Origin of the sequence: Ramlibacter rhizophilus (assembly GCF_004681965.1) — a bacterium.
GTDB lineage: Bacteria > Pseudomonadota > Gammaproteobacteria > Burkholderiales > Burkholderiaceae_C > Ramlibacter > Ramlibacter rhizophilus.
Window position 1 is genome coordinate 453200 of record NZ_SMLL01000004.1, and the last position, 24560, is coordinate 477759.

Consider the following 24560-nt stretch of genomic DNA (forward strand, 5'->3'; position numbering starts at 1 on the left):
TCAGGCGAAGCGTTCGCACAGGACGTCCGCGCGGCGGATGCCGGCGGCCTCGGCGGCATGGCGTCCGGCCTCGACCATGGGCGGCGGGCCGCACAGGTACACGCGGGTGCTGGGGTCCAGGCCGAGGGTGGGGATCAGGTCGGTCGGGTAGCCGCTGTGGCAACCCGCCTGCGCATCGTGCTCGACCGCGATGCGCAGGTCCACGCCCTGGAGCTGCCCGCGCAGCTGCTCGATCTCGTCGAGTGCGAAGAGGTGGCCGGGCGTGCGCGCGCCGAACACCAGCGTGGTCGGCTGCGGGGGAGGGTGGCCGACCATGGAGCGCAGCATGGACAGGAAGGGCGCCACGCCCGTGCCACCGGCCACGAAGAGGCGGGGGCGGTCCTCGTCGCGCAGGAAGAAGGTGCCGTGCGGTGCGCTGAGCGTGAGCCGGTCGCCGGGCTTCGCGCCGGCCAGCCACTCGGAGAACGCACCCCCCGGCACCTGGCGGATGAAGAACTGCAGGCGCTCGGTGCCCGGCACGTTGGCCATGGAATAGGAGCGGTGAAAGTCGGCCCCGGCCGGCGTGATGCGCACGTACTGGCCGGGCTCGAACACCACCGGCTGCGCGACCTGCACCTCCAGGCGCCAGGTTTCGCTGGCAATGGCATCGATGGCCGTGACCTCGGCCGGGATCGGTTCCGGCTCCTCGTCCAGCGCCTCGCTGGAGTCGTAGGGCAGCTCGATGGCGCAGGCACTGCTCACGCGGCACACGCAGGGCAGCACGGTGCCGTCGGCGCGGTCTTCGTCCGGCAGCACGGCGGGGTCGTAGTCGTCCAGGTCCACGCTGCCCGAGACGAGCTGCGCCGTGCAGGTGCCGCACTGGCCGTTGGAACAATCGGTCAGCAGGTTGAGGCCGCTCTCGATGGCGGCTTCGATCAGCTTGCCGCCCTGGGGCACGGCGATGCGCCGGGATACGCCGTCGGCGAACAGCAGGGTGACGGGGATCACGGGATGACTCACTCTGAACCTCCGATGGAGTCCGTACATCGGACAATGGGTCTCATTCTATGGACATCCAGGAATTCGAGTCAACGTGTCCGCAGGGCGGACATAATCGCCCGCATCCGAGGAAGGGGATTGTCGTGAACACCGTCGAAAAGAGCGAGAACGTCCGCGCCGTGGGCCGGGCGCTGGAGATCCTGACCGCCTTCACCGAGGACGACCCGGAGCTGTCCGCCGGCGAGCTTCTCAAGCGCGTGGACCTGTCCCGGCCCACGCTGTACCGCCTGCTGTACACCCTGCAGGAGCACGGCTTCCTGGTCTCGGTGGGGGAGCCGCAGCGCTTCCGGCTCGGGCCGTCGGTGGCGCGCCTGGCGCATGTCTGGAAGTCCACGCTGGACCTCAGCACCCTGGCCGAGCCGGTGCTGCGCCGCATCTGGGAGGAGACGCGCGAGACCGTGGCCCTGGTGGTGCCGCAGGGGCACATGCGCCTGTGCGTGGCCGAGCTGCCCAGCCCGCAGCCGCTGAACTTCAAGCGGGGCGTGGGCTACACCGAGCGCCTGGTGCTGGGCGCGACGGGCCGCGCGATCCTGGCCTGGCTGGAGCCGGACGCCGCGCAGCTGCGCGAGTACCTGCAGGGCACGCAGGTGGACCTGAAGGAATTGGAGGCCGAACTGGCCATGACCCGCAAGCGTGGCTGGGCGGTGAGCCGCAACGAGCTGATCGCCGGTGCCGTCGCCGTCGCGGCGCCGTTCTTCGACCGGCACTCGCAGGTGGCGGGCTCGATCGGGGTCTTCGGGCCGGAAGTGCGGATGGACGCGGCGCGCCAGAAGGAGGTCGCCCATCTCCTCGTGCAGGAGGCCGCCCGCCTGTCCGAAGCCATGGGCTTCGGCACGGACCGGCTGAAGTAGCCCTACGGTGTCCGCAGAGCGGACGCGGGTTTCCGTGCGTTGACAGGAACACGGCGGGGGTAAAAAATGGACTCGTTATCCGCTGTATGGACACAGCGGGTGCGCCCCTTCGAACACGTCATCCCAGGAGACCTCCATGACCCGTCAACCCCGTTTCGCGCGTCGCGTGCTGCTGCGCTCGCTGCCGGCCGTGGCTGCCCTCGCGCTCGGCGCGGTGGCGCTGCACGCGCCCCAGGCCGCCGCGCAGGCCTACCCCGAGAAGCCGGTGAAGATCGTCGTGGGCTTCCCGCCCGGCGGTACCAACGACATCCTGGCCCGGCTGATGGCCGAGCAGCTGCAGGCCAAGCTGGGGCAGGCCTTCGTGGTGGAGAACAAGCCCGGGGCGGCCTCCGCCATCGGCAATGACCTGGTCGCCAAGGCACAGCCGGACGGCTACACCCTGCTGGTGTCCTCCAGCGGCGGCCTGACCACCAACCCGGTGCTGATGAAGAACCTGCCCTACAACCCGGAGAAGGACTTCGAGCCCATCGCCCTGCTGGCCACCTTCCCGCTGGTGGTGACGGTGCCGGCCTCGCTGCCCGTCAAGAATTTCAAGGAGCTGGTGCAGTTCTCCAAGACCCACAAGGACGGCCGCCTGGACCACGGCACGCCCACCACCTCCTTCGTGCTGGTGGCCGAGACCCTCACCGAAGCGGCCGGCGTGCGCTTCAACCACGTGCAGTACAAGGGCTCCGGTCCCACGGTGATGGGCCTGCTGGGCGGGGAGACGCAGGTGGCCGTGCTGGACAGCCCCGCCGTCATCCCGCAGATCCAGGCCGGCAAGCTCAAGGCGCTGGCGGTGACCACCGCCAAGCGTTCGTCCGCGCTGCCCGATGTGCCGACCGTGGCCGAGGCCGGCTATGCGGGCTACGACATCCCGATCTGGACGGCGCTCATGGCGCCCAAGGGCACGCCCGAGCCGGTGCTGACCAAGCTGCGCACCGCCGTGCGCGACATCCTGGACGACAAGGACACGGTCGCGAAGATGCACAAGCTGGGCCTGGAGCCGGGCGACACCGACTCGGCCGCACTGGCCAAGCGCATCTCCGACGACATCGCCCGCTGGAAGCGCGTGGCCAAGCAGGCCAACATCCAGCCGCAGTGACGCCGGGACCCACGGCGATGCGCGCCCCCTCGCGCTGCGCGACGGTGCGCGAGGCCTTCTACGCGCTCATGCGTGAGCGCGGCAGCCGCGTGATCTTCGGCAACCCCGGCTCCACCGAGCTGCCGATGTTCCGCGGCTTCCCCGCGGACATGGACTACGTGCTGGGCCTGCAGGAGGCCTGCGTGGTCGGCATGGCCGACGGCTACGCGCAGGCCACGGGCCGCGCCGCCTTCGTGAACCTGCATTCGGCCGCCGGCGTGGGCAACGCCATGGGCGCGATCTACACCGCGTTCAAGAACCAGACGCCGATGGTCATTGTGGCGGGGCAGCAGTACCGCGCGCTGCAGCCCTTCGACCCCTATCTGTTCTCGCGCCAGGTCACGGACCTGCCGCGGCCCTACGTCAAGTCCTGCATCGAACCCGCGCGGGCCGAGGACGTGCCGCTGGCCATCGCCCGGGCCTGGCAGACCGCCATGCAGCATCCCCGCGGCCCGGCCATGGTGTCGGTGCCCGCCGACGACTGGGAGCGGCCCTGCGCACCGCTGCCACCGCAGGCCGCGTTCCAGGCCCTGCGGCCCGATCCGGCCGGCATCGAGGCGCTGCGGCGCGCCATCGGCCAGAGCGAACGGATCGCGCTGGTCGTGGGCGCGGCCGTCGATCGCGACGGCGCCTGGGACCAGGTCGTGCAACTCGCGCAGGCCTGCCAGGCGCGCGTCTTCGCGGCGCCGCTGTCGGCGCGCGCCGGTTTCCCCGAGGACCATCCGCTGTTCCAGGGCTTCCTGCCCGGCGCGGGCGCGCAGATCCACGAGCGCCTCGCCGGCAGCGACCTGGTGCTGGTGGTCGGGGCGCCGGCTTTCACCTACCACGTGCCGCGGGGCGAGGCGGCCTCGCACCTGCCGCAGGGCGCCCGGCTCGCGGTGCTCACCGACGACCCGGAGGTCGCGGCCATGGTGCCGGAGGGCTTGAGCGTGCTGGGCGGCATCCGGCTCGGCCTCGACGAACTGCTGAAGGACCTGCCCGCGCGGCATCGCACGCCGCCACCGCCTCGGGGCCGGCCTGCACCCGCGTCGCCCGGCACGCCGCTGTCAACGGCCTACGTGCTGCAGACCCTGGCCGCCTTGCGCGGCCCCACGGACATCGTGGTGGAGGAAGCGCCGAGCGCCCGGCCCTGGATGCAGCAGGTCCTGCCCATGACGCAGCCGGCGAGCTTCTACACCATGGCCAGCGGCGGCCTGGGCTTCGGCATGCCGGCGGCCGTGGGCATCGCCTATGCGCACCGCGACCGCCGCGTGATCGCGGTGATCGGCGACGGCTCCAGCATGTACAGCATCCAGAGCCTGTGGACCGCCGCGCAGCACGGGCTGCCCATCACCTTCATCGTCCTCAACAACGGGGGCTATGCGGCGATGAAGCGGCACGCGGGGCTGCTCGGGTTCGAAGCGGGCGAGAAGATCGTGGGCATCGACGTGCCAGGCATCCGCTTCGACCAGCTCGCGACCGCGCAGGGCTGCGCCGCGTTCCGGGTCACCGAAGCCGAGGCGCTTGCCGCCAGGCTGGAGGCGGCACTGCGCAGCACCGGGCCGAGCCTGGTGGAAGTCGAGGTCGGCTAGCCGGGCATCACGGCGGCGACGACCGCAGCGGGTACGCCCGGTCGCCGATGAAGAGCACCTCGGCGCGCAGCGTGGGCGTGCCCGTGACCGGCGGACCGGGGTAGCCCAGCACGCCCAGGCGCGTGTCGATGCGCGGACGCTTCACGTCCCACGCCACGAGCCGGTTCAGCTCCGGCAGCTCCACGCGCCAGTGCCCTTCCGGCGTGAGCGGCACGGTCGCGGCCCGGAGCATTCCTTCGAGGTCCGCCGCCTCGCGCTGCGCAGGCATGCGGCGGTGGGCCAGGTCGGCAGGCAGTGCGTAGCCAGGTCGATGCAACAACTCCAGGTGCGGATGCGGATCCGCCCACAGGATCGTGGTCACGGGGCCTTCGATGTAGAGGGGCCGGGCCGTGTCGTAAATGGACCAGCCGTGGTTGGCGAACGCGCGGGGCGCGGCGCAGGCGGCCCCGGCCAGGGCAAGAAGGGATCGGCGATGCATGCGAATGGTGCTCCCGGTGCTGTGTGTGTGTGTTCGCTCGTCCTCAGCGCCGCCGGGTCGGCACCACCGAACTGAACTCGAGCGGGTAAAGCTGCGAGAGCAGCTGGTTCTGCGCCGGCGAAAGCTGCTGGCGCAGCTTCGGATAGACCTGCTGCTCCTCTTCCTCCAGCGCGTGCTGCAGCACGAGCTTCTGCAGGCGCTGCGCGCTTTCCGTCCAGCCGGCGTTGCGGTCACGCACGAGCACGATCAGGCGCAGCTGCGCCGAGATCACCTTGGCTTCCGCCTCCTGCTGGTACAGGCGCTCGGCCGCGGTCTGCAGTCCGGCGCGCACCGCTGCCGGATAGATCACGTGCTCCTCGCCGATCTGGTGCGCCTTGAGGACGTGGTGCAGGTTCAGCAACTGCAGGTCCAACTGGTCCCAGGGCGCATCGGTCCGGGACAGCAGCTCCTCGAAGCTGCGCTGGATGAGGCGGTGGTGCTGCTCGATCATGGCCAGCCAGTCGCCACCTGCGGCAGCGGTCTGCGCAGCGACATGGCTGAGGTTCAGCATGGCGCCGGAGGCGGCGGAGGCGATCAGCCACTGCCTGCGGGTGGGGAGTCGTTCGATCATGCGTGGTCCTTCCTGGCTTCAACCCTGCTTCTTCGAAATGGCCCGGGCGAGGTCCTGCTTGTCCATCTTCGAGCGGCCCTCGATGTCCAGCTTCTTCGCCCGCTCGTAGAGCTCCTTGTGCGTGTGGCCCTTGACGTCCACGCCGCCGTAGGTCTCGCCCTTGCCTTCGCGCTTTTCCTTGGTCGATTTCGTCGAGCGCGAGTCGGAGGGACCCGGGTGATCCTTGGCCTCCCAGTGGTCGCCCACCTTCTCGAAGCCGTGCTTGAGGGACGCGTAGGCGGTGCGGCTGGCCCGCTCGCCCTTGCCGTATTCCGACTCGGCGCTCCTGAGGGTCTTGGCGTAGGTGCGCTGCGCCTTGGCGGGCGAGCGCTCCAGGGTGCCGGGCATGTCCACCCCCTGCTTCTTGCTCATGGGCTGCTCCTTTCCTCGTCCAGGGCGGGCGTGCGCCCACCCGTTCAAGCTCTCACTGTGGCGCGGCCGCTGGCGCGGGCGTGTCAGCCCCGGGCGGGGATCGCGTCGGACAGCGGCGACGATTGCAGGCCACCTGGCGGGCTCGCAAGCCCGCGCACTCAGCCAGGCCAGGGGCTGTGGTGGAAGACGTAGCGGCCGATCTCGCGGCTGCCGCCTTCCTCGCGGGCGAGCAGCGTCAGCTGGACCGTGTGCGCGGGCTGCGGGCGCAGAAGGCTGGCCTGGACGAGGTACACCAGCTCGCCGGCCCGCGGGTCGAAGGGCAGGTCCTGTGCCAGCAGCCGCTCGCCGGGGGCGAGCGAACTTTCCTCGACCAGGTCCAGGCCCTCGACACCCGCAAGTGGCGCCTGCAGCCGGCTCACCAGCACCTCGTCCTGCGGCGCCAGCGTGCAGTTGACGCTGCCGCCAGCCGGCACGTGGTACTCGCGAACGCGCAGGCCCTGCTCGACGAGGCGGTCCACCAGGCGCGCGCTGGCCGCCATGTGCAGGCGCCCATCGCGCAGCGCCGTGCGCACACCCTGCTGCAGCACCAGCATGTCGTCGAACAGCGCGCCGCAGTCGTCGCAGGCCATGAGGTGCGCGTCGATCGCTTCGCGGGTGGCGGAGTCGGTCTCGCCCAGCCAGTCCTGGAGCAGCAGCGAAAGCGACAGGTGCTCCGTGGCGGCGCTCATCGCAGCCCCCGGTGCGCATGCACGCAGCGGCGCAGCTTGTCGATGCTGCGGTGGCGCACCACGCGCACGTTCGCGGCCGACAGTCCCAGCTGCGCGCCGACCGCGTCCGAGGGCTGCTCGTCGTAGAAGCTGAGCACGACGACCGAGCGCTCCCGCTCGGACAGTCGCTCCAGGCAGTCGGCCACGCGCTCGTGGTCCAGGCGCGGCGCGAGGTGGGCCTCGGCGTCCACCAGCGAGTCGGCATGGCGCTGGAGCAGCTCGTCCCGGCGCGCCTGGGTGCGCCGCTGGTCCATCACCGTCATGCGGCAGGTGCCCAGCACGAAGGACAGCACGCGCTCGGGCTCGCGCAGCTTGCGGCCGCGCAGCTGCTCCAGGGTGAAGGTCATCACCTGCTGCATGAGGTCCGAGGCCGCATGCCCATCGCGCAGGTGGCGAAGGCCGTAGCGCCGCACGCGGGGTGCGAGCAGGCGGTAGAGCTGCGCCTCGGCCTCGCCGGCTTCGCCGGGCGCCGACTGCGCGATGAGGCAGGCCAGTCGCGCTTCGGGGGTGTCGACAGGGGAGGTGAGGGAGGCGTCCACGGCGAAAGAGCATACGCAGATCGCCACCGAAAAAAAACCTGTAACGCAGGCGCGCCTCGCACCACAACCTGTTCCCACCCACCTTCATCGACGAGGAGCAGCCATGATCACGAACCTGCACAGCGGCACCAACGTGCACGAGATCGCCGAGGGCATCTACCGCATCAACACGCCCATCGACTTCCCCGACGGCAATGGCTTCAGCTTCAACCAGTACCTGCTCGTGGACGACCAGCCGCTGCTGTTCCACACCGGCCCGCGCCAGCTCTTCGAGCGCGTGCGCGAAGCCGTCGCCGCGGTGATGCCGGTCCAGTCCCTGCGGTACATCGGCCTGTCGCACTTCGAGGCCGACGAGTGCGGCTCCATGAACTCGTGGCTGGCCCTGGCGCCGGCGGCGGTGCCCCTGTGCAGCCAGGTGGCGGCCATGGTGTCGGTGGCCGACACGGCCGACCGCGCACCACGCGCGATGGCCGACGGCGAGCGCCTGTCGGTGGGCCGGCACACGCTGCAGTGGCTGGACACGCCCCAGGTGCCGCACGGCTGGGACTGCGGGCTGCTGATGGACCACACCACCGGCACCTTCTTCTGCGGCGACCTGTTCACCCAGCCGGGGCACGGGGACGAGCCCCTGACCGACGGCGACATCCTGGGCCCGAGCGAAGCCTTCCGCCAGCCCATGGACTCCTTCGCCCATGCCCCCCAGACCCGGGCCACGCTGGAGCGCCTGGCCCGCCTGGCGCCGCGGACGCTGGCCTGCATGCACGGCAGCGCCTGGCGGGGCGATGGCGGGCGCTTGCTGAGGGAGCTGGCTGCGGCGCTGGACGGTGCGGGCGCGGTCCAGGCCGCTGCCATGCAGCGGGTGCCCGAACTGGCGGCGTAGCGGTCTTGGCGTCGCGGGGCTGCGCGGACAAGGTATAACTTGTCCGATGACTGCTGTTTCCCCGCCCATGACCGAACTCACCCGCCGCCGCCCCCGCAGCCTCGCCCTGGGGGTGGTCGATGCCTTGAGCGGTCGCATCCGGGAGGGCGCGCTCGCGGCCGGCGAGAAGCTGCCGACCGAGGCCGAGATCATGGAGGAGTTCGGCGTGAGCCGGACGGTGGTGCGCGAAGCCATCTCGCGGCTGCAGACCACCGGCCTGGTGGAGACGCGCCACGGCGTGGGCACCTTCGTCATCGGCCTGGGCGACGGGACGGCCTTTCGCATCTCGCCCGAGCAGCTCGGAACGCTGCAGGACGTGATCGCGGTGCTGGAGCTGCGCATCGCGGTGGAAACCGAGAGCGCGGTGCTCGCCGCCCAGCGCCGCACGGAGGCCAACCTCAAGGCGCTGCGCCAGGCCATGCAGGCCTTCACCGAGGCGGTGGAGCAGGGCCGCGACGCGGTCGGGCCGGACTTCCAGCTGCACCTGGAGATCGCACGCGCCACGCAGAACCAGCATTTCGTGGACCTCATGGGTACGCTGGGCGGAATGATGATTCCGCGGGCGCGGCTGGAGCCCGCCAGCCCGCTCACGCCCGAGCGCGCGGCCTACCTGCGCCGGGTGCACGGGGAGCACGAGACCATCGTCGAGGCCATCGCCCGCCAGGATGCGGAGGCCGCCCGCGCGGCCATGCGCACCCACCTGATCAACAGCCGCGAGCGGCGGCGCCAGCTCGCGGCCAAGCGGTAGTCGCCCGGTGTTCGTCCTGGGCACCCGATCAAACACATCCGTTCGCCCTGAGCCCTTCGTCAGGTTCAGGACAGGCTCTCAACAAGCGTCGAACCGACGGACCTCGTCGGGCCAACCGCTCGGGCTGAGCCTGGCGAAGCCCATCGCGCGAGACTCACCCCGCGAGCCCTTCGACAGGCTCAGGCGAACGGATGTGTTTGATTGGCAATGCCGTTCAACGCGGCCCCGGCGCAGTGAATAAACGCTGAGCCCGAACAGGGCTTGGGCGGCGGAGCAGAAAGTTTTTTGCACTCGAGGTTGTACGATGTCTAACAACAACCTAGAATCCGCCGCATGACGCCCGCCGACCTCAAACAGGCCCTTTCGCACGGCCTGCTCTCCTTCCCCCTCACCGACTTCGACAGCGAGCTTCGCTTCGATCCCAAGGGGTACGCCAACCGCCTGGAGTGGCTCATGCCCTATGGCGCCACGGTGCTGTTCGCCGCCGGCGGCACCGGCGAGTTCTTCTCGCTGGAGCCGCAGGAGTACGCCGCCGTCATCAAGACCGCGGCCGAGGTGTGCCACGGCCAGGTGCCCATCGTCGGCGGCGCCGGCGGCGGCACCACGCTGGCCATCAAGTACGCGCAGGAAGCCGAGCGCAACGGCGCCCAGGGTGTGCTGCTGCTGCCGCACTACCTGACCGAGGCCACGCAGGAAGGCCTGGTGCAGCACGTGGAGGCGGTGTGCCGCAGCGTAAAGATCGGCGTGATCGTCTACAACCGCGGCGCCACGAAGCTCACCGCGCAGTCGCTCAAGGTCCTGGCCGAGCGCTGCCCCAACCTCATCGGCTTCAAGGACGGCCTGGGCGATGTGGAGCGGATCGTCTCCATCCGCCGGCAGCTGGGCGAGCGCTTCGTCTACATCGGCGGCATGCCCACGCACGAGGTCTATGCCAACGCGTACAAGGCGCTGGGCGTGCCCACCTACTCGTCGGCGGTGTTCAACTTCATCCCGCGCACGGCCATCGAGTTCTACAACGCCTACGCCAGCGGCGACCAGGCGACGGTGAACCGCCTGATCGACGACTTCTTCCTGCCCTACCTCGCCATCCGCAACAAGGGCGAGGGCTATGCCGTGTCCATCGTCAAGGCCGGAGCCACCGTCGTCGGCAAGACGGCCGGACCGGTGCGTCCGCCGCTGTCGGACCTCAAGCCTTCGGAAGTCGAAGAACTGGCCGCGCTGATCCGCAAGCTCGGTCCCCAATAACCCGGTTTCACCACAAGGAGACGCTCCCATGAAGAAGACCCTGCTGGGCCTCACGCTGGCCCTGGCCGCCACCGTCAGCGCGCACGCCTACCCCGACAACAAGCCCGTCACGCTGGTCGTGCCCTTCCCGCCGGGCGGCTCGACCGACGCCATCGCACGCGTGCTGGCGCAGAAGCTGCCCGAGAAGCTGGGCGGCACCTGGGTCATCGACAACAAGCCGGGCGCCACGGGCACCATCGGCGCGGCGCACGTCAAGCGCGCCAACCCGGACGGCTACACGCTGTTCGTGTCCTCGCTCGGCCCCTTCGTCATCGCGCCGCACCTGATCAAGGCCGTGCAGTACGACGCGCTGAAGGACTTCGACCCCATCACCGTGCTGGTGCAGGCGCCCAACGTGCTGGTCGTGCCGACTGCTTCGCCCTACAAGAACGTGAACGAGCTGCTGGCCGGCCTCAAGAAGACGCCGAACAAGGTCAGCTTCGCGTCCTCGGGTAACGGCTCCTCCGACCACCTCTCGGCCGAACTGTTCTGGCAGCAGACCGGCACGCAGGGCGTGCACGTGCCTTACAAGGGCGGCGGCCCCGCCATCAACGACCTGCTGGGCAACCAGGTGGACGCGGCCTTCGTGAACATCAACAGCATCATCCAGCACATCAAGGCCGGCAAGGTGCGCCCGCTGGGCATCTCCTCGGAAAAGCGCAACCCGCTGCTGCCCGAAGTGCCGACCCTGGCGGAGCAGGGCATCAAGGGTGCGGAAGTGCAGTCCTGGCAGGCCGTCGCCGCGCCCAAGGGCACGCCCGCGGAGGTCAAGTCCAAGCTGCACGCCGCCATCGTGTCCGCCATGAACGAGCCGGCGGTGAAGGAGAAGCTGCAGGCCCAGGGCTTCGAGATGGTGCTCAACACGCCCGAGCAGTTCGGCGCCTTCCAGCAGGCCGAGTTCGGCAAGTGGAAGCAGCTGATCGAAACGCGCAAGATCAGCGCCGACTGACCCTTCCTGGAAGACCGCGCGCATGAACGCCACGCCCCGCACCATCCGCATGCACGAGGCCGACAACGTGGCCATCGTGGCCAATGACGGCGGACTGGAGGCGGGCACCGTCTTCGCGGACGGCCTCACGCTGCGCGAGCGGGTGCCCCAGGGCCACAAGGTGGCCCTGGTGGACCTGCCGGCCGGCGCCGAGGTGCGGCGCTACGACGTGGTGATCGGGCGCGCGCTCAAGGACATTCCCCGGGGCAGCTGGGTGCACGAGCGATTGCTCGCCATGCCCGCTGCCGCCGATCTTTCCGAGCTGCCGGCACCGCGCGCGCCGGCCGCCGTGGAACCGCTCGAGAACTTCACCTTCGAGGGCTACCGCAATGCCGACGGCTCGGTCGGCACGCGCAACCTGCTGGCGATCACGCAGACCGTGCAGTGCGTGGCCGGCGTCTCGCGCATCGCGGCCGACCGCATCCGCGCCGAGCTGCTGCCGCGCTTTCCCAACGTGGACGGTGTCGTGGCCCTGGAGCACGCCTACGGCTGCGGCGTCGCCATCGACGCGCCCGATGCGGTGATTCCCATCCGCACGCTGCGCAACATCAGCCTCAACCCCAACTTCGGCGGCGAGGTGCTGCTGGTCAGCCTGGGCTGCGAGAAGCTGCAACCCGAGCGGCTGATGCCGCCCGGCATCATTCCCATCGTGGCCGACGAGCCGCCCTCCGACCTGGACATCGTGCGGCTGCAGGACGAGCGCCACGTCGGCTTCCAATCCATGGTGGAGTCGGTGGTGCGCCAGGCCATCCCGCACCTGGAGCGCCTGAACGCCCGCCAGCGCGTCACGGTCCCCGCCAGCGAGCTGGTGGTGGGCGTGCAGTGCGGCGGCAGTGACGCCTTCTCCGGCGTCACGGCGAACCCCGCCGTGGGCTTCTGCACCGACCTGCTGGTGCGCGCCGGCGCCACGGTCATGTTCTCCGAGACCACCGAAGTGCGCGACGCGGTGGACCAGCTCACCGCCCGCGCGGCCACGCCCGAGGTGGCCGAGGCGATCAAGCGCGAGATGGCCTGGTACGACGCCTACCTGCAGCGCGGCAGCGCCGACCGCAGCGCCAACACCACGCCCGGCAACAAGCTGGGGGGTCTGTCCAACATCGTCGAGAAGGCGATGGGCTCCATCATCAAGTCGGGCAGCGTGCCGATTTCGGGCGTGCTCTCGCCCGGCGAGAAGCTGCCGGCCGGCCAGCGCGGCCTGTTCTATGCCGCCACGCCCGCGAGCGACTTCATCTGCGGCACGCTGCAGCTCGCGGCGGGCATGAACCTGCATGTGTTCACCACCGGCCGCGGCACGCCGTATGGCCTGGCCGAAGTGCCGGTCATCAAGGTGGGCACGCGCACCGAGCTGGCCGCGCGCTGGCACGACCTCATCGACCTCAATGCCGGCCGCGTCGCCGACGGCGAGGCCAGCGTCCAGGACCTCGGCTGGGAGCTGTTCCGCCTGATGCTCGACGTGGCCAGCGGACGCCGGCGCACGCACGCCGAGCACTGGAAGCTGCACAACGCCCTGGTGCTGTTCAACCCGGCGCCGGTCACCTGACCTCCCTGCCTTCACCTCTGTCCATGACCTCTCCCATCGTCCGGCGCATGCGCGTCGTCCCCGTCGCGGGCCGCGACGGCATGCTGCTCAATCTCTCGGGGGCGCACGCGCCCTTCTTCACGCGCAACATCGTCATCGTCACCGACGATGCCGGCCACACCGGCCTGGGCGAGGTGCCCGGCGGCGAGAAGATCCGCCAGACCCTGGAGGACGCGCGCCCGCTGGTGGAGGGCCAGGCCATCGGCAATCTCCAGGCGATCCTGAACGCCATGCGCACGACCTTCGCCGACCGCGACGCCGGCGGCCGTGGGCTGCAGACCTTCGACCTGCGCACCACCATCCATGCGGTCACCGCCGTGGAATCGGCCCTGCTGGACCTCATGGGCCAGCACCTGGGCGTGCCGGTGGCGGCGCTGCTGGGCGAGGGGCAGCAGCGCGATGCGGTGCAGATGCTCGGCTACCTGTTCTTCGTCGGCGACCGCCGCAAGACGAACCTGCCCTATGCCTCGGAGCCCGAGGCGCAGGACGAGTGGCTCCGCCTGCGCCACGAGGAAGCGCTCACGCCCGAGGCCGTGGTGCGCCTGGCCGAGGCTGCGCACCAGCGCTATGGTTTCCAGGACTTCAAGCTCAAGGGCGGCGTGCTGCGCGGCGACGAGGAAGTCGATGCCGTCACGGCGCTGCACGAGCGCTTCCCCGAAGCCCGCGTGACGCTGGACCCCAACGGCGGCTGGCTGCTCAAGGACGCCATCCGCCTGGGCCGCCGGATGCAGGGCGTCGTCGCCTATGCCGAAGACCCTTGCGGTGCCGAGGAGGGCTTCTCCGGCCGCGAGGTGATGGCGGAGTTCCGCCGCGCCACCGGCCTGCCCACGGCCACCAACATGGTGGCCACCGACTGGCGGCAGATGGCGCACTCGCTCGCGCTGCAATCGGTGGACATCCCGCTGGCCGACCCGCACTTCTGGACCATGGCGGGGTCCGTGCGCGTGGCGCAGACCTGCCGCGACTGGGGCCTGACCTGGGGCTCGCACTCCAACAACCATTTCGACATCTCGCTGGCCATGTTCACCCACGTGGGCGCGGCCGCACCGGGCAAGGTCACGGCCATCGACACGCACTGGATCTGGCAGGACGGCCAGCGCCTCACGCGCGAGCCGCTGAAGATCGAAGGCGGCTACGTGCAGGTGCCGAAGAAGCCGGGCCTGGGCATCGTGATCGACGAGGCGGAACTGGAGAAGGCCCACCGCCTGTACCTGGAGCACGGCCTGGGCGCCCGCGACGATGCCATCGCCATGCAGTTCCTGGTCCCGGGCTGGACCTTCGACCCCAAGAAGCCGGCGCTGGTCCGGTAGGCGAGGTGTCCATGTTCAAGAACCTCATCGGCGGCGAGTGGGTCGATGGCCCTCGCAGCACGCGCAACATCAATCCCTCCGACACCCGCGATGTCATCGGCGAGTACGCGCAGGCCGATGCCGCGCAGGCGCGCGACGCCGTCGCGGCGGCTGCGCAGGCGCAGCGGGCCTGGGGCCAGTCCACGCCGCAGCAGCGCTTCGACGTGCTGGACGCCGCCGGCGCCGAGATCCTGGCGCGGCGCGCCGAGCTGGGCGACCTGCTCGCGCGGGAGGAGGGCAAGACCCTGCCCGAGGCCGTGGGCGAGGTGGTCCGCGCCGGCAACATCTTCAAGTTCTTCGCCGGCGAGGCGCTGCGTGGCGACGGCGAGCTGGTGCCCTCGGTGCGCCCCGGCGTGGGCGTCGAGGTCACGCGCGAGCCGGTGGGCGTGGTGGGCCTGATCACGCCCTGGAACTTCCCCATCGCCATCCCCGCGTGGAAGATCGCGCCGGCCCTGGCCTTCGGCAATGCGGTGGTCCTCAAGCCCGCGGAGCTGGTGCCGGGCAGCGCCTGGGCGCTGGCGGACATCCTGCAGCGCGCGGGCCTGCCGGGCGGCGTGTTCAACCTGGTCATGGGGCGCGGGTCCGAGGTGGGCCAGGTCCTCCTGGACGATGCGCGCGTGGACGCCATCAGCTTCACCGGCTCGGTGCCCACCGGCCAGCGCATCGCTGCGGCCTGCGTGGCGCGCATGGCGAAGTTCCAGCTGGAGATGGGCGGCAAGAACCCCATGGTGGTGCTGGACGACGCCGACCTGGAGGTGGCCGTGTCGGCCGCCGTCAACAGCGGCTTCTTCTCCACGGGGCAGCGCTGCACGGCCTCGTCGCGGCTGATCGTCACCGAGGGCATCCACGACCGCTTCGTCGAGGCCATGGCCCGCCGCATGGCCACGCTGAAGGTCGATGACGCGCGCAAGCCCGGCACCGACATCGGGCCCGTGGTGGACGAGCGCCAGCTCGCCCAGGACCTGGAATACATCGCGCTCGGACAGTCCGAGGGCGCGCGCCTGGTGGCCGGCGGCGAGGCCCTGGAGCGCAACGCCGACGGCGCCCCCGGCCACTACCTGCGCCCGGCGCTGTTCGCCGACACCACGGCGTCCATGCGCATCAACCGCGAGGAGATCTTCGGCCCGGTGGTGAGCGTGCTGCGCGCGAAGGACTACGAGGAAGCACTCGCCCTGGCCAACGACACGCCCTTCGGCCTGGCCGCCGGCATCGCCACCACGTCGCTCAAGCACGCCACGCATTTCAAGCGCCATGCGCAGGCCGGCATGGTCATGGTGAACCTGCCCACGGCCGGCGTGGACTACCACGTGCCCTTCGGCGGTCGCAAGGCGTCCAGCTACGGCCCGCGCGAGCAGGGGCGGCACGCGGCGCAGTTCTACACCACGGTGAAGACGGCCTACACCCAGGCCTGAGGGCGCCGGCGCGTTCGGCGAGCCCAGGTCATCGGCGCAGGGTAATCCCTGATTTTTTAAGAACTAACGGTTTCGTACATTCCTGTCCACGGGCCGGGTGACCACCCGCCGGCAACCAGGAGACATGCGATGAGACATCAACTCGACCGGCGCGCGGTGCTGCGCGCGATGGCGGCGCTGGCGGCGGCTTCGGGCGCCGGGGCGTGGGCGCAGGGGGCGCCGCAGACGCTGCGCTTTGCGGCGGTGTTCTCGGACAAGGACATCCGCGCCGAGATGATCCGGCGGCTGGCCAAGGACATCGAGGGCGACTTCAAGATCGAGCCGCACCTGAACTCGACGCTGTTCCGCCAGGGCACCGAGCTGGTGGCGCTGCAGCGGGACAACCTGGAGATGGGCAACATCTCGCCGCAGGACATCTCCAAGCAGGTGCCGGCCTGGACGCTGTTGACCTCGGCCTACCTGTTCCGTGATGCGGGGCACCTGAACCAGTTCTTCGCCAGCGACCTGGGCGCGCAGATGAAGAAGATGGCCGAGGACCAGCTGAAGGTGAAGATCCTCGCGCCGGTGTTCTTCGGCACGCGCCACGTGGGCCTGAAGCCCAAGAAGAAGATCAGCGTGCCGGCGGACCTGGCGGGCATCAAGCTGCGCATGCCCCCGGGCGATGCCTGGCAGCTGCTGGGGCGTTCGCTGGGGGCCAACCCCACGCCCATGGCCTATGCGGAGACCTACACGGGCCTGCAGACCGGGGCGATCGACGGGCAGGACAACCCGCTGCCGAACGTGCAGAACATGAAGTTCAACGAGGTGATGTCGCAGATCGTGCTGACCTCGCACCTGGTGGGCTTCGACGTGCTGACGCTGAACCAGAAGGTGTGGCAGAAGATGGACGCGGGCCGCCAGCGCGCCTTCCAGCAGGCCGTGGACAAGGCGGTGGCCTGGAGCACCGCGGAGCACCAGAAGCGCGAGGCCGAGCTGGCCGAGCAGTTCAAGGCCGGCGGCCTGGAGGTGTACACGCCCAACATCGACGCCTTCCGCGCCCACGCGCAGAAGGTCTACCTCGCCTCCGACGACGCCAAGGCCTGGCCCGCCGGCATGCTGGAGAAGATCAACGCGATGAAGTCCTGAGAAGCTTCTGAGCATGCTCGCCCGGCTGCACCGAATCGCCGAGTGGCTGGCAGCCCTGCTGCTGGCCGTGATCTTCGTGGCCTTCATCGCGCAGATCGTGATGCGCTACGTCTTCAACTGGCCGGTCGGCTGGACCACCGAGCTGTCGCTCATCGCCTGGCTGTGGCTGGTGCTCTGGGGCGCCGCCTTCGTGCTGCGCGACGATGAGGAGATCCGCCTCGACATGCTCACGCGCGCGGTGGGCCGCGGCCCGCGGCGCGCCATCGGCATCGTCGCGGCCCTGAGCGTGATCGTGCTGTTCGCGATGTCGCTGCCGGCGAGCTGGTCCTACGTCACCTTCATGAAGGTGGAGAAGAGCTCGTACATGAACATCCGCATGGACGTCCTGTATTCGATCTACCTGCTCTTCGTGGTCGCCGTCATCGCCCGCAACCTGCGCACGCTCGCGCACCTCCTGCGCGGCGACGCGCCCGCCAAGCCCGAGGCGTCGATCGCCCCACCTGCCCCGTGAACTTCACCAGCCCCTTCTCACTGGCCCTCGGGGCCATCCTCGCGCTCAGCCTGCTGGGCGTGCCCATCGGCCACGCCATGATCGGCGGCTCGGTCCTGTACCTGTACCTCAAGGGCATGGACATGGGCGCGGCGGCCGAGCAGCTCCTGAACGGCACCTACAGCAGCTTCCTGCTGCTGGCCATTCCCCTGTTCATCCTGGCCGCCTCGATCATGAGCTCGGGCAGCATCCTGGACCGGCTCACGCGCTTCTGCAATGCGATCGTGGGGCGCTTTCCCGGCGGCCTGGCGCAGGTCAACGTGCTGCAAAGCATCGTCTTCGCGAGCATGTCGGGATCGGCCCTGGCCGACGCGGCGGGCTCGGGCAAGATGATGCAGGCCATGATGACGCGCGATGGCAAGTACACGCGCGGCTTCGCGGCGGCGCTGTCGGCGGTCTCGTCGGTGATCGGGCCGGTGCTGCCGCCGTCCATTCCACTGGTGCTGTACGCGCTGGTCTCGGGCACCTCCATCGGCTATCTCTTCGTGGCGGGCGTCATTCCCGGACTGCTCCTCGGGGCCGTGCAGATGGCCCTCATCTACGTGCTGGCGCGGCGGCGCAACTTCCCGGTCGAGGCGCCGGTGCCCCTGCGCGAGATGCCGCGCATCACGCGCGAGGCCTTTCCCGCGCTGATGCTTCCCGTCGTCCTGCTCGGGTGCCTGTACAGCGGCATCACCACCCCGACCGAGGCCGCGGGCCTCGCGGCCGCCTACGCGCTGCTGATCTCCGCGGCGCTGTACGGCATGCGCTGGGGCGAGGTGTACGAGGCGCTGATCTCCAGCGCGCGCACCAGCATCTCCATCGGCATGCTGATCGCCGGGGCGCTGGTCTTCAACTACGTCATCACCTCCGAGAACATCCCGGCCACCCTCAGCGCCATGCTGCAGGGCACCCAGCTGTCGCCGCTGGCCTTCCTGCTGCTGGTGAACCTGATCCTGCTGGTGCTGGGAGCCTTCCTGGAAGGCTCCACCATCATCCTCATCATCCTGCCGGTGCTGCTGCCCACGGCCGTGTCGCTGGGGATCGACCCCGTGCACTTCGGCGTGGTGGCGGTGCTGAACATCATGATCGGCCTGGTGACGCCGCCCTACGGGCTGCTGCTGTTCATGATGACCAGGATCGCCGACATCTCGATGGCCGAACTCCTGCGCGATGTCTTTCCCTTCCTCGGCGTCATGCTCGCGGCGCTGGCGCTGGTGACCCTGTGGCCGGACCTCGTGCTGTTCCTGCCGCGCCTCATCGGGTACACGGGATGAGCGACGTGCAGCCCAAGCTGCTGGTCGGCCTGATCGGCGCCGGCATCCAGCGCTCGCTCACGCCAGCCATGCAGGAGGAGGAGGCGCGCCACCACGGCCTGCGCCTGCACTACCAGCTGATCGACCTGGACCGCGCCGCCTCCGTGCCCGAGCCGCTGCCCGTGCTGATCGCGGCGGCACGGATCATGGGCTTCGCCGGGCTGAACATCACCTATCCCTGCAAGCAGACCGTCATTCCCCTGCTGGACGAACTGAGCGAAGAGGCTTCCGCCATGGGCGCCGTGAACACGGTGGTCAACCGCGGTGGCCGGCTCGTCGGCCACAACACCGACGGTTCGGGCTGGGCCTGGGGCCTGCGGCGGGCGCTGCCGGACGCGGACCTGGGCTGCGTGGTGCTGCTCGGGGCCGGTGGGGCGGGTTCGGCCATCGCGCATGCGCTGCTGCGGTGGGGCACCGAGCAGCTGCGCATCGTGGACAGCGAGGGCGCGCGTGCCGCGGCCCTGGCGGACGCCCTGAACGCCCGCTACGCACGGGCCGGGGCGGCGCGCGTGCAGGCCAGCGCCGATGCCGCGTCGGCGCTTGACGGTGCCACGGGCCTGGTCCACGCGACGCCGACGGGCATGGCCAAGCTTCCCGGCATGCCCTTGGATGCCGGCCTGCTGCGGTCTTCCCTGTGGGTCTCGGAGATCGTCTACTTTCCGCTGGAGACGCCGCTGCTGCGCGCGGCCCGCGACCTGGGCTGCCGCACGGTGGACGGCGGCGCCATGGCCGTGGGCCAGGCCGTCGGCGCCTTCGAACATTTCACCGGCCGGGTGCCGGATCCCGAGCGCATGGAGCGCCACTTCCGGCGCCTGGTCGGCGCCGGCCTCGGCGAGTAGAGAGGTGCTGCGATGACGAGCAACCGCGAAGCCGTCCCCGAGCTGCCCAACCCCCTGGGCCTGGAGGGCATCGAGTTCATCGAATACGCCACCCTGCGCCCGCAAGCGCTCGGCCAGGTGCTGGAGATGATGGGCTTTCGACCCGTCGCCCGGCACCGATCGCGCGAGGTGACGCTCTACCGCCAGGGCGGCCTGAACCTGGTGGTCAACGCGCATCCCGACGACGCGCGGGCCAGTGCCACGGAGGGCGGCCATCCGGTCCTTTCGGCCGTGGCCTTTCGCGTGCGCGACGCGCGGCTGGCGCATGCGCGCTGCCTGGACCTGGGGGCCTGGGACACGCCCGGGCACGCGCAGGCCATGGAGCTGAACATCCCCGGCATCCAGGGGCCGGGGGCCTCGCACTTCTTCTTCGTGGACCGCTGGCGCGACTTCTCCATCTACGACATCGACTTCACGCCCATTCCCACGGTGGACCCGCACCCGCCGGCCATCGCGGGCGAGCGCTGGTTCGGCGTGGTCCAGTACATCGCCAGCGGCCGCAGCGCCGAGTGGATGGCGTTCTACGAGCAGCTGTTCGGCTTCGGCGACATCCCCGACGACCAGCGCTTCGGCGTCATGCCCGCCGGCAAGCTGATGCGAAGCCCCTGCGGCAGCTTCATGTGGCAGCTGATCGAGCCGGCCAGTCCCGACGCGGACGACGGACGCGAGAGCCTGCAGCGCGTGGGCATCGGCGCGGCCGACGTGCCCGCCGCCGTGGCACAGCTGCGCGGGCGCGGCGTGCAGTTCGTGGACTCCACCCAGCTGCATCCGGACGACCGCGGGGCGCTCACCGTCACGCAGCTCGGCTCGGTGGCCTTCGAGCTGGTGCACATCACGACCTAGGCCCGCCATGGACCGCCGCATCGCCGGTTTCGGCATGGACACCATCACCCTGGCCGGGCCGCTGGAGGCCAAGCTCGCCGCCATGCGCGAGGCCGGGTTCGAGCAGGTCATGCTCAGCGCGCGCGACGTCGTGGGGCATCCCGGGGGTGTCAAGGCGGCCGTCGAGGCCGTGCGCGCGAGTGGCCTGCGCGCGACCGGCTTCCAGGTGCTGCGCGACTTCGAGGGCCTGTCGGGGCACCTGCACGGCTACAAGGTCGATATCGCCAAGGGCATGCTGCGCATGTGCGCCGAGCTGGGCTCGCGCGTGCTGCTGGCGTGCTCGTCCACCTCGCGCCATGCCTCGCAGGACCCGCAGGACATCGCGCGCGACCTGCGCAAGCTCGCCACGCTGGCGGTGCCCCTGGGCGTGCGCGTCGCCTACGAGGGGCTCTCCTGGGGCCGCACCATCAACGAATACACCACCGCCTGGGACGTGGTGAGCGCGGCCGACCATCCCAGCCTCGGGCTGGCGCTGGACTCCTTCCACATCTTCGCGGCCGGAACGCCCCTGGACGGCATCGAGCTGCTGGACCCTGCGCGCGTGTTCCTCGTGCAGCTCTCGGACTTCATGTGGAACGAGACGCCCACCTTCGAGGAACGCATCACCACCGCCCGCACCTTCCGCGTGTTCCCGGGCGAAGGCGTGCACAGCGAGGCGCTCGCCGACCTCGTGCTGCGCCTGGATGCGCTGGGCTACGCCGGCGACTACAGCTTCGAGGTCTTCAACGACGACTACCAGCAGCTGCCGCTGGACATGGTCGCCGGGCGAGCCCACCGCAGTGCGCTCTGGCTGGCCGAGACGGTGCTGCGGGTGCCGCGGCCGCTGCCTGGGTGGGTGCGGGCCGCGAGGCCCTGAGCCCCCCTCCCCCTCTGGGGGAGGGTTGGGGTGGGGGCCACGAGCGCCGACGGCATTGCGCCCACGCGAGCCCCCATCCCTGCCTTCCCCCAGAGGGGGAAGGAGTCGGCTCCCTCCCCGCCTACACGCTCGCGAAGCGCACCACCATCTCCACGATGCTCTCGCGGCGGCGCGCGACCGCCTCGGGCGAGTCCATGTCGCGCTTGAAGATCAGCGCGAAGGTGTGGCGGTTGGCCACGTTGAAGACGCTCAGCGCGCTGATGGACATGTGCAGGTCGATGGCGTCGATGCCCTGGCGGAACACGCCCTCGCGCTGGCCGCGTTCGAGCACCTCGCGCAGCCCCACGATGGCCGGCACGTTCAACTGCTGGATGCTGGGGCTTTGCGCCAGGTACTCGCCCCGGTGGATGTTCTCGGTCATCACCAGCCGGATGAACTCGGGGTGCGCGAGCTGGTAGTCCACGGTGAAGCCCACCAGCTTGCGCAGGGCCTCCACCGGGGGCAGGTCCTCCAGGTGAAGCTGCGCCTCGATGGCGCGCATGCGGCGGTAGGCCTCCTCCAGCACCGCGATGTACAGGCCTTCCTTGCTGCCGAAGTAGTAGTAGATCATGCGCTTGCTGGTGCGCATGGACTCGGCGATGAGGTCGATGCGCGCGCCCGCGAGTCCCTTCTCGGAGAACTCGCGCATGGCCACTTCGATGATGTCCGCCTTGGTCCGCTCCGGGTCGTTGCTGCGGCTCGGCGCGCCGGCCGCAAGCGGCGCGTCGGACGGTACGGATTGGTTCATGGGGTGAGTTTAGGAGAAGGCCCGCCGGTGCCACCGCCGCCGCATCAGCCCTTTCCGAGCGGCGGCCGGCCGAACAGGCTGGAGGTGCTGCTCATGGGGCCGAGTTCGGCCGCGGCGGCCAGCAGTGCCGGCGCGAGCGCATGCAGGCGCTCGGGCGTCAGGCGCACGCGCGGCCCGGCCACGCTGATGACGCCCAGGGTCTTGCCGCGCCGCGTCACCGGTGCGGCGATCGCGCTCATGCCGGGCGCGAAGACTTCGTCGATCAGCGCGTAGCCGCGCACCCGTGCGGCATGCAGGTGCCCCAGCAGCGCCTTGATCGTGGTCGGTGCCTTCGGGCCGTAGTCCGCCGGCCGGCCGAAGCCCTGGCGCGAGACCAGCGCCAGCGCGCGTTCATCGCTCAGGGTCATGAGCCAGGCGTGGCCCGAGGCGGTGCAGGACAGGCGCGCGTCCATGCCCATGTCCGGGTCGTAGCGCAGGCCCGCCTGCCGCATGCCCTGGGACTTGGCGACCCAGGTGAGGCGGTCCTCGTCCACGATGGACAGGCGGACCAGTTCGCTGGTCTGCTCGGCCAGCCGGTCCAGCACCGGCGCTGCGATATCCACGATACCGGCGCTGCTGAGGAAACCCAGGCCGAGCGACACCACCTTGGTGGTCAGCACGTAGTCGCCTTGCCGGCGCGCCTGGCGCACGTAGTCGCGCCGCTGCAGCTCGGCCAGCAGGCGGTGGCAGGCCCCGAGCGGGATGGACAGCTCCGACGCGATCAGCGAGATCGGCAGCCCCTCCGGGTACCGGGCCAGGTGCTCGATGATGGACAGGCCCCGGTCGAGTGCGACGCTCATGGTTTTCGTAAAGCGAAAAGAGTTTCCATTTTAGAAAGTGATTCACGCGCCGGCCAGAACATGGCGCTCGCAAGCCGCGGAGCGCGTCACGCGCCCTGCGGGCCGCACGACGACCCAACCGCAGTGAGCCTTCGCATGAGCGACACCTTCTACGTCCTGAACGGACCCAACCTCAACCTCCTCGGGGTGCGGGAGCCGCATCTGTACGGCAGCACCACGCTGCGCGAGATCGAGGCGCAGTGCCTGGAGGTCGCGCAGTCCCTGGGCTTTGCCTGCGAGTTCCGGCAGACCAACCACGAGGGCGTGATGGTGGACTGGGTGCAGGAGGCGCGCGAGAAGGCCGCCGCCCTGGTGATCAACCCGGCCGGCCTGTCCTTCCGCTCCATTCCGCTGCTGGACGCGCTCAAGACGCTGGACCAGCCCATCGCCGAGGTCCACCTGACCAACATCCACCGCCGCGATGCGCTCTACCAGACCTCGCTGGTGTCCCTGGCGGCCACCGGCGTCATCTGCGGCTTCGGTCCCTTCGGCTACGAGATGGCGCTGCGCGCCGTGGCCCGGCGCCTGGCGAAGTGACCCGCGCTTTCCGTTTTTCCAACCCACTGAGGAGACATGCGATGAGACATCAACTCGACCGGCGCGCGGTGCTGCGCGCGATGGCGGCGCTGGCGGCGGCTTCGGGCGCCGGGGCGTGGGCGCAGGGGGCGCCGCAGACGCTGCGCTTTGCGGCGGTGTTCTCGGACAAGGACATCCGCGCCGAGATGATCCGGCGGCTGGCCAAGGACATCGAGGGCGACTTCAAGATCGAGCCGCACCTGAACTCGACGCTGTTCCGCCAGGGCACCGAGCTGGTGGCGCTGCAGCGGGACAACCTGGAGATGGGCAACATCTCGCCGCAGGACATCTCCAAGCAGGTGCCGGCCTGGACGCTGTTGACCTCGGCCTACCTGTTCCGTGATGCGGGGCACCTGAACCAGTTCTTCGCCAGCGACCTGGGCGCGCAGATGAAGAAGATGGCCGAGGACCAGCTGAAGGTGAAGATCCTCGCGCCGGTGTTCTTCGGCACGCGCCACGTGGGCCTGAAGCCCAAGAAGAAGATCAGCGTGCCGGCGGACCTGGCGGGCATCAAGCTGCGCATGCCCCCGGGCGATGCCTGGCAGCTGCTGGGGCGTTCGCTGGGGGCCAACCCCACGCCCATGGCCTATGCGGAGACCTACACGGGCCTGCAGACCGGGGCGATCGACGGGCAGGACAACCCGCTGCCGAACGTGCAGAACATGAAGTTCAACGAGGTGATGTCGCAGATCGTGCTGACCTCGCACCTGGTGGGCTTCGACGTGCTGACGCTGAACCAGAAGGTGTGGCAGAAGATGGACGCGGGCCGCCAGCGCGCCTTCCAGCAGGCCGTGGACAAGGCGGTGGCCTGGAGCACCGCGGAGCACCAGAAGCGCGAGGCCGAGCTGGCCGAGCAGTTCAAGGCCGGCGGCCTGGAGGTGTACACGCCCAACATCGACGCCTTCCGCGCCCACGCGCAGAAGGTCTACCTCGCCTCCGACGACGCCAAGGCCTGGCCCGCCGGCATGCTGGAGAAGATCAACGCGATGAAGTCCTGAGGGAGTCC

Annotated in this window: 26 protein-coding genes; 18 read left to right on the forward strand and 8 right to left on the reverse strand. The window is 70.1% G+C overall.

Annotation, left to right across the window (positions count from 1 at the left end):
• Complete coding sequence (locus EZ242_RS12055; protein ID WP_240787062.1) at nucleotides 1-987, reverse strand: 2Fe-2S iron-sulfur cluster binding domain-containing protein; 987 nt, start codon at nucleotides 985-987, stop codon at nucleotides 1-3.
• Nucleotides 988-1121: 134 nt separating this feature from the next.
• Between EZ242_RS12055 and EZ242_RS12060 the strand changes: the two genes are divergently transcribed.
• The 3 genes from EZ242_RS12060 to mdlC all read left to right on the forward strand — a co-directional run bounded on the left by EZ242_RS12060 (nucleotide 1122) and on the right by mdlC (nucleotide 4643).
• Nucleotides 1122-1889 carry an IclR family transcriptional regulator gene (locus tag EZ242_RS12060; protein WP_240787063.1) on the forward strand — a complete coding sequence of 256 codons (768 nt, stop codon included), beginning with the start codon at nucleotides 1122-1124 and terminating at the stop codon, nucleotides 1887-1889.
• 136 nt (nucleotides 1890-2025) lie between these two features.
• Nucleotides 2026-3033 (forward strand): Bug family tripartite tricarboxylate transporter substrate binding protein, encoded by a 1008-nt coding sequence (locus tag EZ242_RS12065; RefSeq protein WP_135285406.1) that lies wholly within the window; start codon nucleotides 2026-2028, stop codon nucleotides 3031-3033.
• Nucleotides 3034-3050: 17 nt separating this feature from the next.
• Nucleotides 3051-4643 carry a benzoylformate decarboxylase gene (gene mdlC / locus EZ242_RS12070; RefSeq protein ID WP_135285407.1) on the forward strand — a complete coding sequence of 531 codons (1593 nt, stop codon included), beginning with the start codon at nucleotides 3051-3053 and terminating at the stop codon, nucleotides 4641-4643.
• Between the two features lie 7 nt (nucleotides 4644-4650).
• On the opposite strand, the gene EZ242_RS12075 is transcribed toward mdlC, so the two are convergent.
• The 5 genes from EZ242_RS12075 to EZ242_RS12095 form a co-directional block, all read right to left on the reverse strand.
• Nucleotides 4651-5121: a DUF6152 family protein gene (locus EZ242_RS12075; RefSeq protein WP_135285408.1), complete on the reverse strand. Its 471-nt coding sequence runs from the start codon at nucleotides 5119-5121 to the stop codon at nucleotides 4651-4653.
• 43 nt (nucleotides 5122-5164) lie between these two features.
• Nucleotides 5165-5731: a hemerythrin domain-containing protein gene (locus tag EZ242_RS12080; protein WP_135285409.1), complete on the reverse strand. Its 567-nt coding sequence runs from the start codon at nucleotides 5729-5731 to the stop codon at nucleotides 5165-5167.
• Between the two features lie 18 nt (nucleotides 5732-5749).
• Nucleotides 5750-6142, reverse strand: a complete 393-nt coding sequence (locus EZ242_RS12085; protein ID WP_135285410.1) for a ChaB family protein — start codon at nucleotides 6140-6142, stop codon at nucleotides 5750-5752.
• Nucleotides 6143-6300: 158 nt separating this feature from the next.
• Nucleotides 6301-6870 (reverse strand): anti-sigma factor, encoded by a 570-nt coding sequence (locus EZ242_RS12090; RefSeq protein ID WP_135285411.1) that lies wholly within the window; start codon nucleotides 6868-6870, stop codon nucleotides 6301-6303.
• The gene (locus tag EZ242_RS12095) at nucleotides 6867-7448 is read right to left on the reverse strand and encodes an RNA polymerase sigma factor (protein ID WP_167784736.1); all 582 of its coding nucleotides are present in this window, start codon (nucleotides 7446-7448) and stop codon (nucleotides 6867-6869) included. Before EZ242_RS12095 ends, EZ242_RS12090 begins: the two co-directional genes overlap by 4 nt.
• Before the next feature lie 103 nt (nucleotides 7449-7551).
• Between EZ242_RS12095 and EZ242_RS12100 the strand changes: the two genes are divergently transcribed.
• The 13 genes from EZ242_RS12100 (at nucleotide 7552) to EZ242_RS12160 (ending at nucleotide 21313) form a co-directional block, all read left to right on the forward strand.
• Complete coding sequence (locus EZ242_RS12100; RefSeq protein WP_135285413.1) at nucleotides 7552-8328, forward strand: oxygen-binding di-iron domain-containing protein; 777 nt, start codon at nucleotides 7552-7554, stop codon at nucleotides 8326-8328.
• Nucleotides 8329-8374: 46 nt separating this feature from the next.
• Nucleotides 8375-9115 carry a FadR/GntR family transcriptional regulator gene (locus EZ242_RS12105; protein ID WP_240787064.1) on the forward strand — a complete coding sequence of 247 codons (741 nt, stop codon included), beginning with the start codon at nucleotides 8375-8377 and terminating at the stop codon, nucleotides 9113-9115.
• Between the two features lie 333 nt (nucleotides 9116-9448).
• Nucleotides 9449-10360 (forward strand): 5-dehydro-4-deoxyglucarate dehydratase, encoded by a 912-nt coding sequence (gene kdgD, locus EZ242_RS12110; protein WP_135285414.1) that lies wholly within the window; start codon nucleotides 9449-9451, stop codon nucleotides 10358-10360.
• 28 nt (nucleotides 10361-10388) lie between these two features.
• Nucleotides 10389-11348, forward strand: coding sequence for a Bug family tripartite tricarboxylate transporter substrate binding protein (locus tag EZ242_RS12115; RefSeq protein WP_135285415.1), 960 nt, complete (start codon nucleotides 10389-10391; stop codon nucleotides 11346-11348).
• Between the two features lie 22 nt (nucleotides 11349-11370).
• Entirely contained in the window at nucleotides 11371-12927 is a 1557-nt protein-coding gene (gene garD, locus EZ242_RS12120) for a galactarate dehydratase (RefSeq protein WP_135285416.1), read from the forward strand.
• A gap of 23 nt (nucleotides 12928-12950) precedes the next feature.
• Nucleotides 12951-14276: a glucarate dehydratase gene (gene gudD, locus EZ242_RS12125; protein ID WP_135285417.1), complete on the forward strand. Its 1326-nt coding sequence runs from the start codon at nucleotides 12951-12953 to the stop codon at nucleotides 14274-14276.
• A gap of 11 nt (nucleotides 14277-14287) precedes the next feature.
• The gene (locus tag EZ242_RS12130; RefSeq protein WP_135285418.1) at nucleotides 14288-15727 is read left to right on the forward strand and encodes an aldehyde dehydrogenase family protein; all 1440 of its coding nucleotides are present in this window, start codon (nucleotides 14288-14290) and stop codon (nucleotides 15725-15727) included.
• Between the two features lie 129 nt (nucleotides 15728-15856).
• Nucleotides 15857-16852 (forward strand): TRAP transporter substrate-binding protein DctP, encoded by a 996-nt coding sequence (gene dctP, locus EZ242_RS12135; protein WP_135285419.1) that lies wholly within the window; start codon nucleotides 15857-15859, stop codon nucleotides 16850-16852.
• 13 nt (nucleotides 16853-16865) lie between these two features.
• Nucleotides 16866-17363, forward strand: coding sequence for a TRAP transporter small permease (locus EZ242_RS12140; protein ID WP_135285420.1), 498 nt, complete (start codon nucleotides 16866-16868; stop codon nucleotides 17361-17363).
• Nucleotides 17360-18658, forward strand: a complete 1299-nt coding sequence (locus EZ242_RS12145; RefSeq protein WP_135285421.1) for a TRAP transporter large permease — start codon at nucleotides 17360-17362, stop codon at nucleotides 18656-18658. Before EZ242_RS12140 ends, EZ242_RS12145 begins: the two co-directional genes overlap by 4 nt.
• Complete coding sequence (locus EZ242_RS12150; protein WP_135285422.1) at nucleotides 18655-19536, forward strand: shikimate dehydrogenase; 882 nt, start codon at nucleotides 18655-18657, stop codon at nucleotides 19534-19536. The genes EZ242_RS12145 and EZ242_RS12150 overlap by 4 nt, the downstream gene beginning before the upstream one ends.
• Nucleotides 19537-19548: 12 nt before the next feature.
• Entirely contained in the window at nucleotides 19549-20418 is an 870-nt protein-coding gene (locus EZ242_RS12155) for a VOC family protein (protein WP_135285423.1), read from the forward strand.
• A 7-nt stretch (nucleotides 20419-20425) separates the two neighbouring features.
• Nucleotides 20426-21313 (forward strand): sugar phosphate isomerase/epimerase family protein, encoded by an 888-nt coding sequence (locus EZ242_RS12160; protein ID WP_135285424.1) that lies wholly within the window; start codon nucleotides 20426-20428, stop codon nucleotides 21311-21313.
• Nucleotides 21314-21434: 121 nt separating this feature from the next.
• Here the strand turns inward: EZ242_RS12160 and EZ242_RS12165 are convergent, their stop codons facing one another.
• A complete protein-coding gene (locus EZ242_RS12165) occupies nucleotides 21435-22100 on the reverse strand; it encodes a TetR/AcrR family transcriptional regulator (RefSeq protein ID WP_135285425.1) in 666 nt (221 codons plus the stop codon).
• A gap of 44 nt (nucleotides 22101-22144) precedes the next feature.
• On the reverse strand, nucleotides 22145-22939 hold the full coding sequence (locus EZ242_RS12170) for an IclR family transcriptional regulator (RefSeq protein ID WP_135285426.1): 795 nt from the start codon (nucleotides 22937-22939) through the stop codon (nucleotides 22145-22147).
• A gap of 135 nt (nucleotides 22940-23074) precedes the next feature.
• Between EZ242_RS12170 and EZ242_RS12175 the strand changes: the two genes are divergently transcribed.
• Nucleotides 23075-23515, forward strand: coding sequence for a type II 3-dehydroquinate dehydratase (locus tag EZ242_RS12175; protein WP_135285427.1), 441 nt, complete (start codon nucleotides 23075-23077; stop codon nucleotides 23513-23515).
• A 41-nt stretch (nucleotides 23516-23556) separates the two neighbouring features.
• Nucleotides 23557-24552, forward strand: coding sequence for a TRAP transporter substrate-binding protein DctP (gene dctP, locus EZ242_RS12180; protein WP_135285419.1), 996 nt, complete (start codon nucleotides 23557-23559; stop codon nucleotides 24550-24552).
• Nucleotides 24553-24560: the final 8 nt, after the last annotated feature.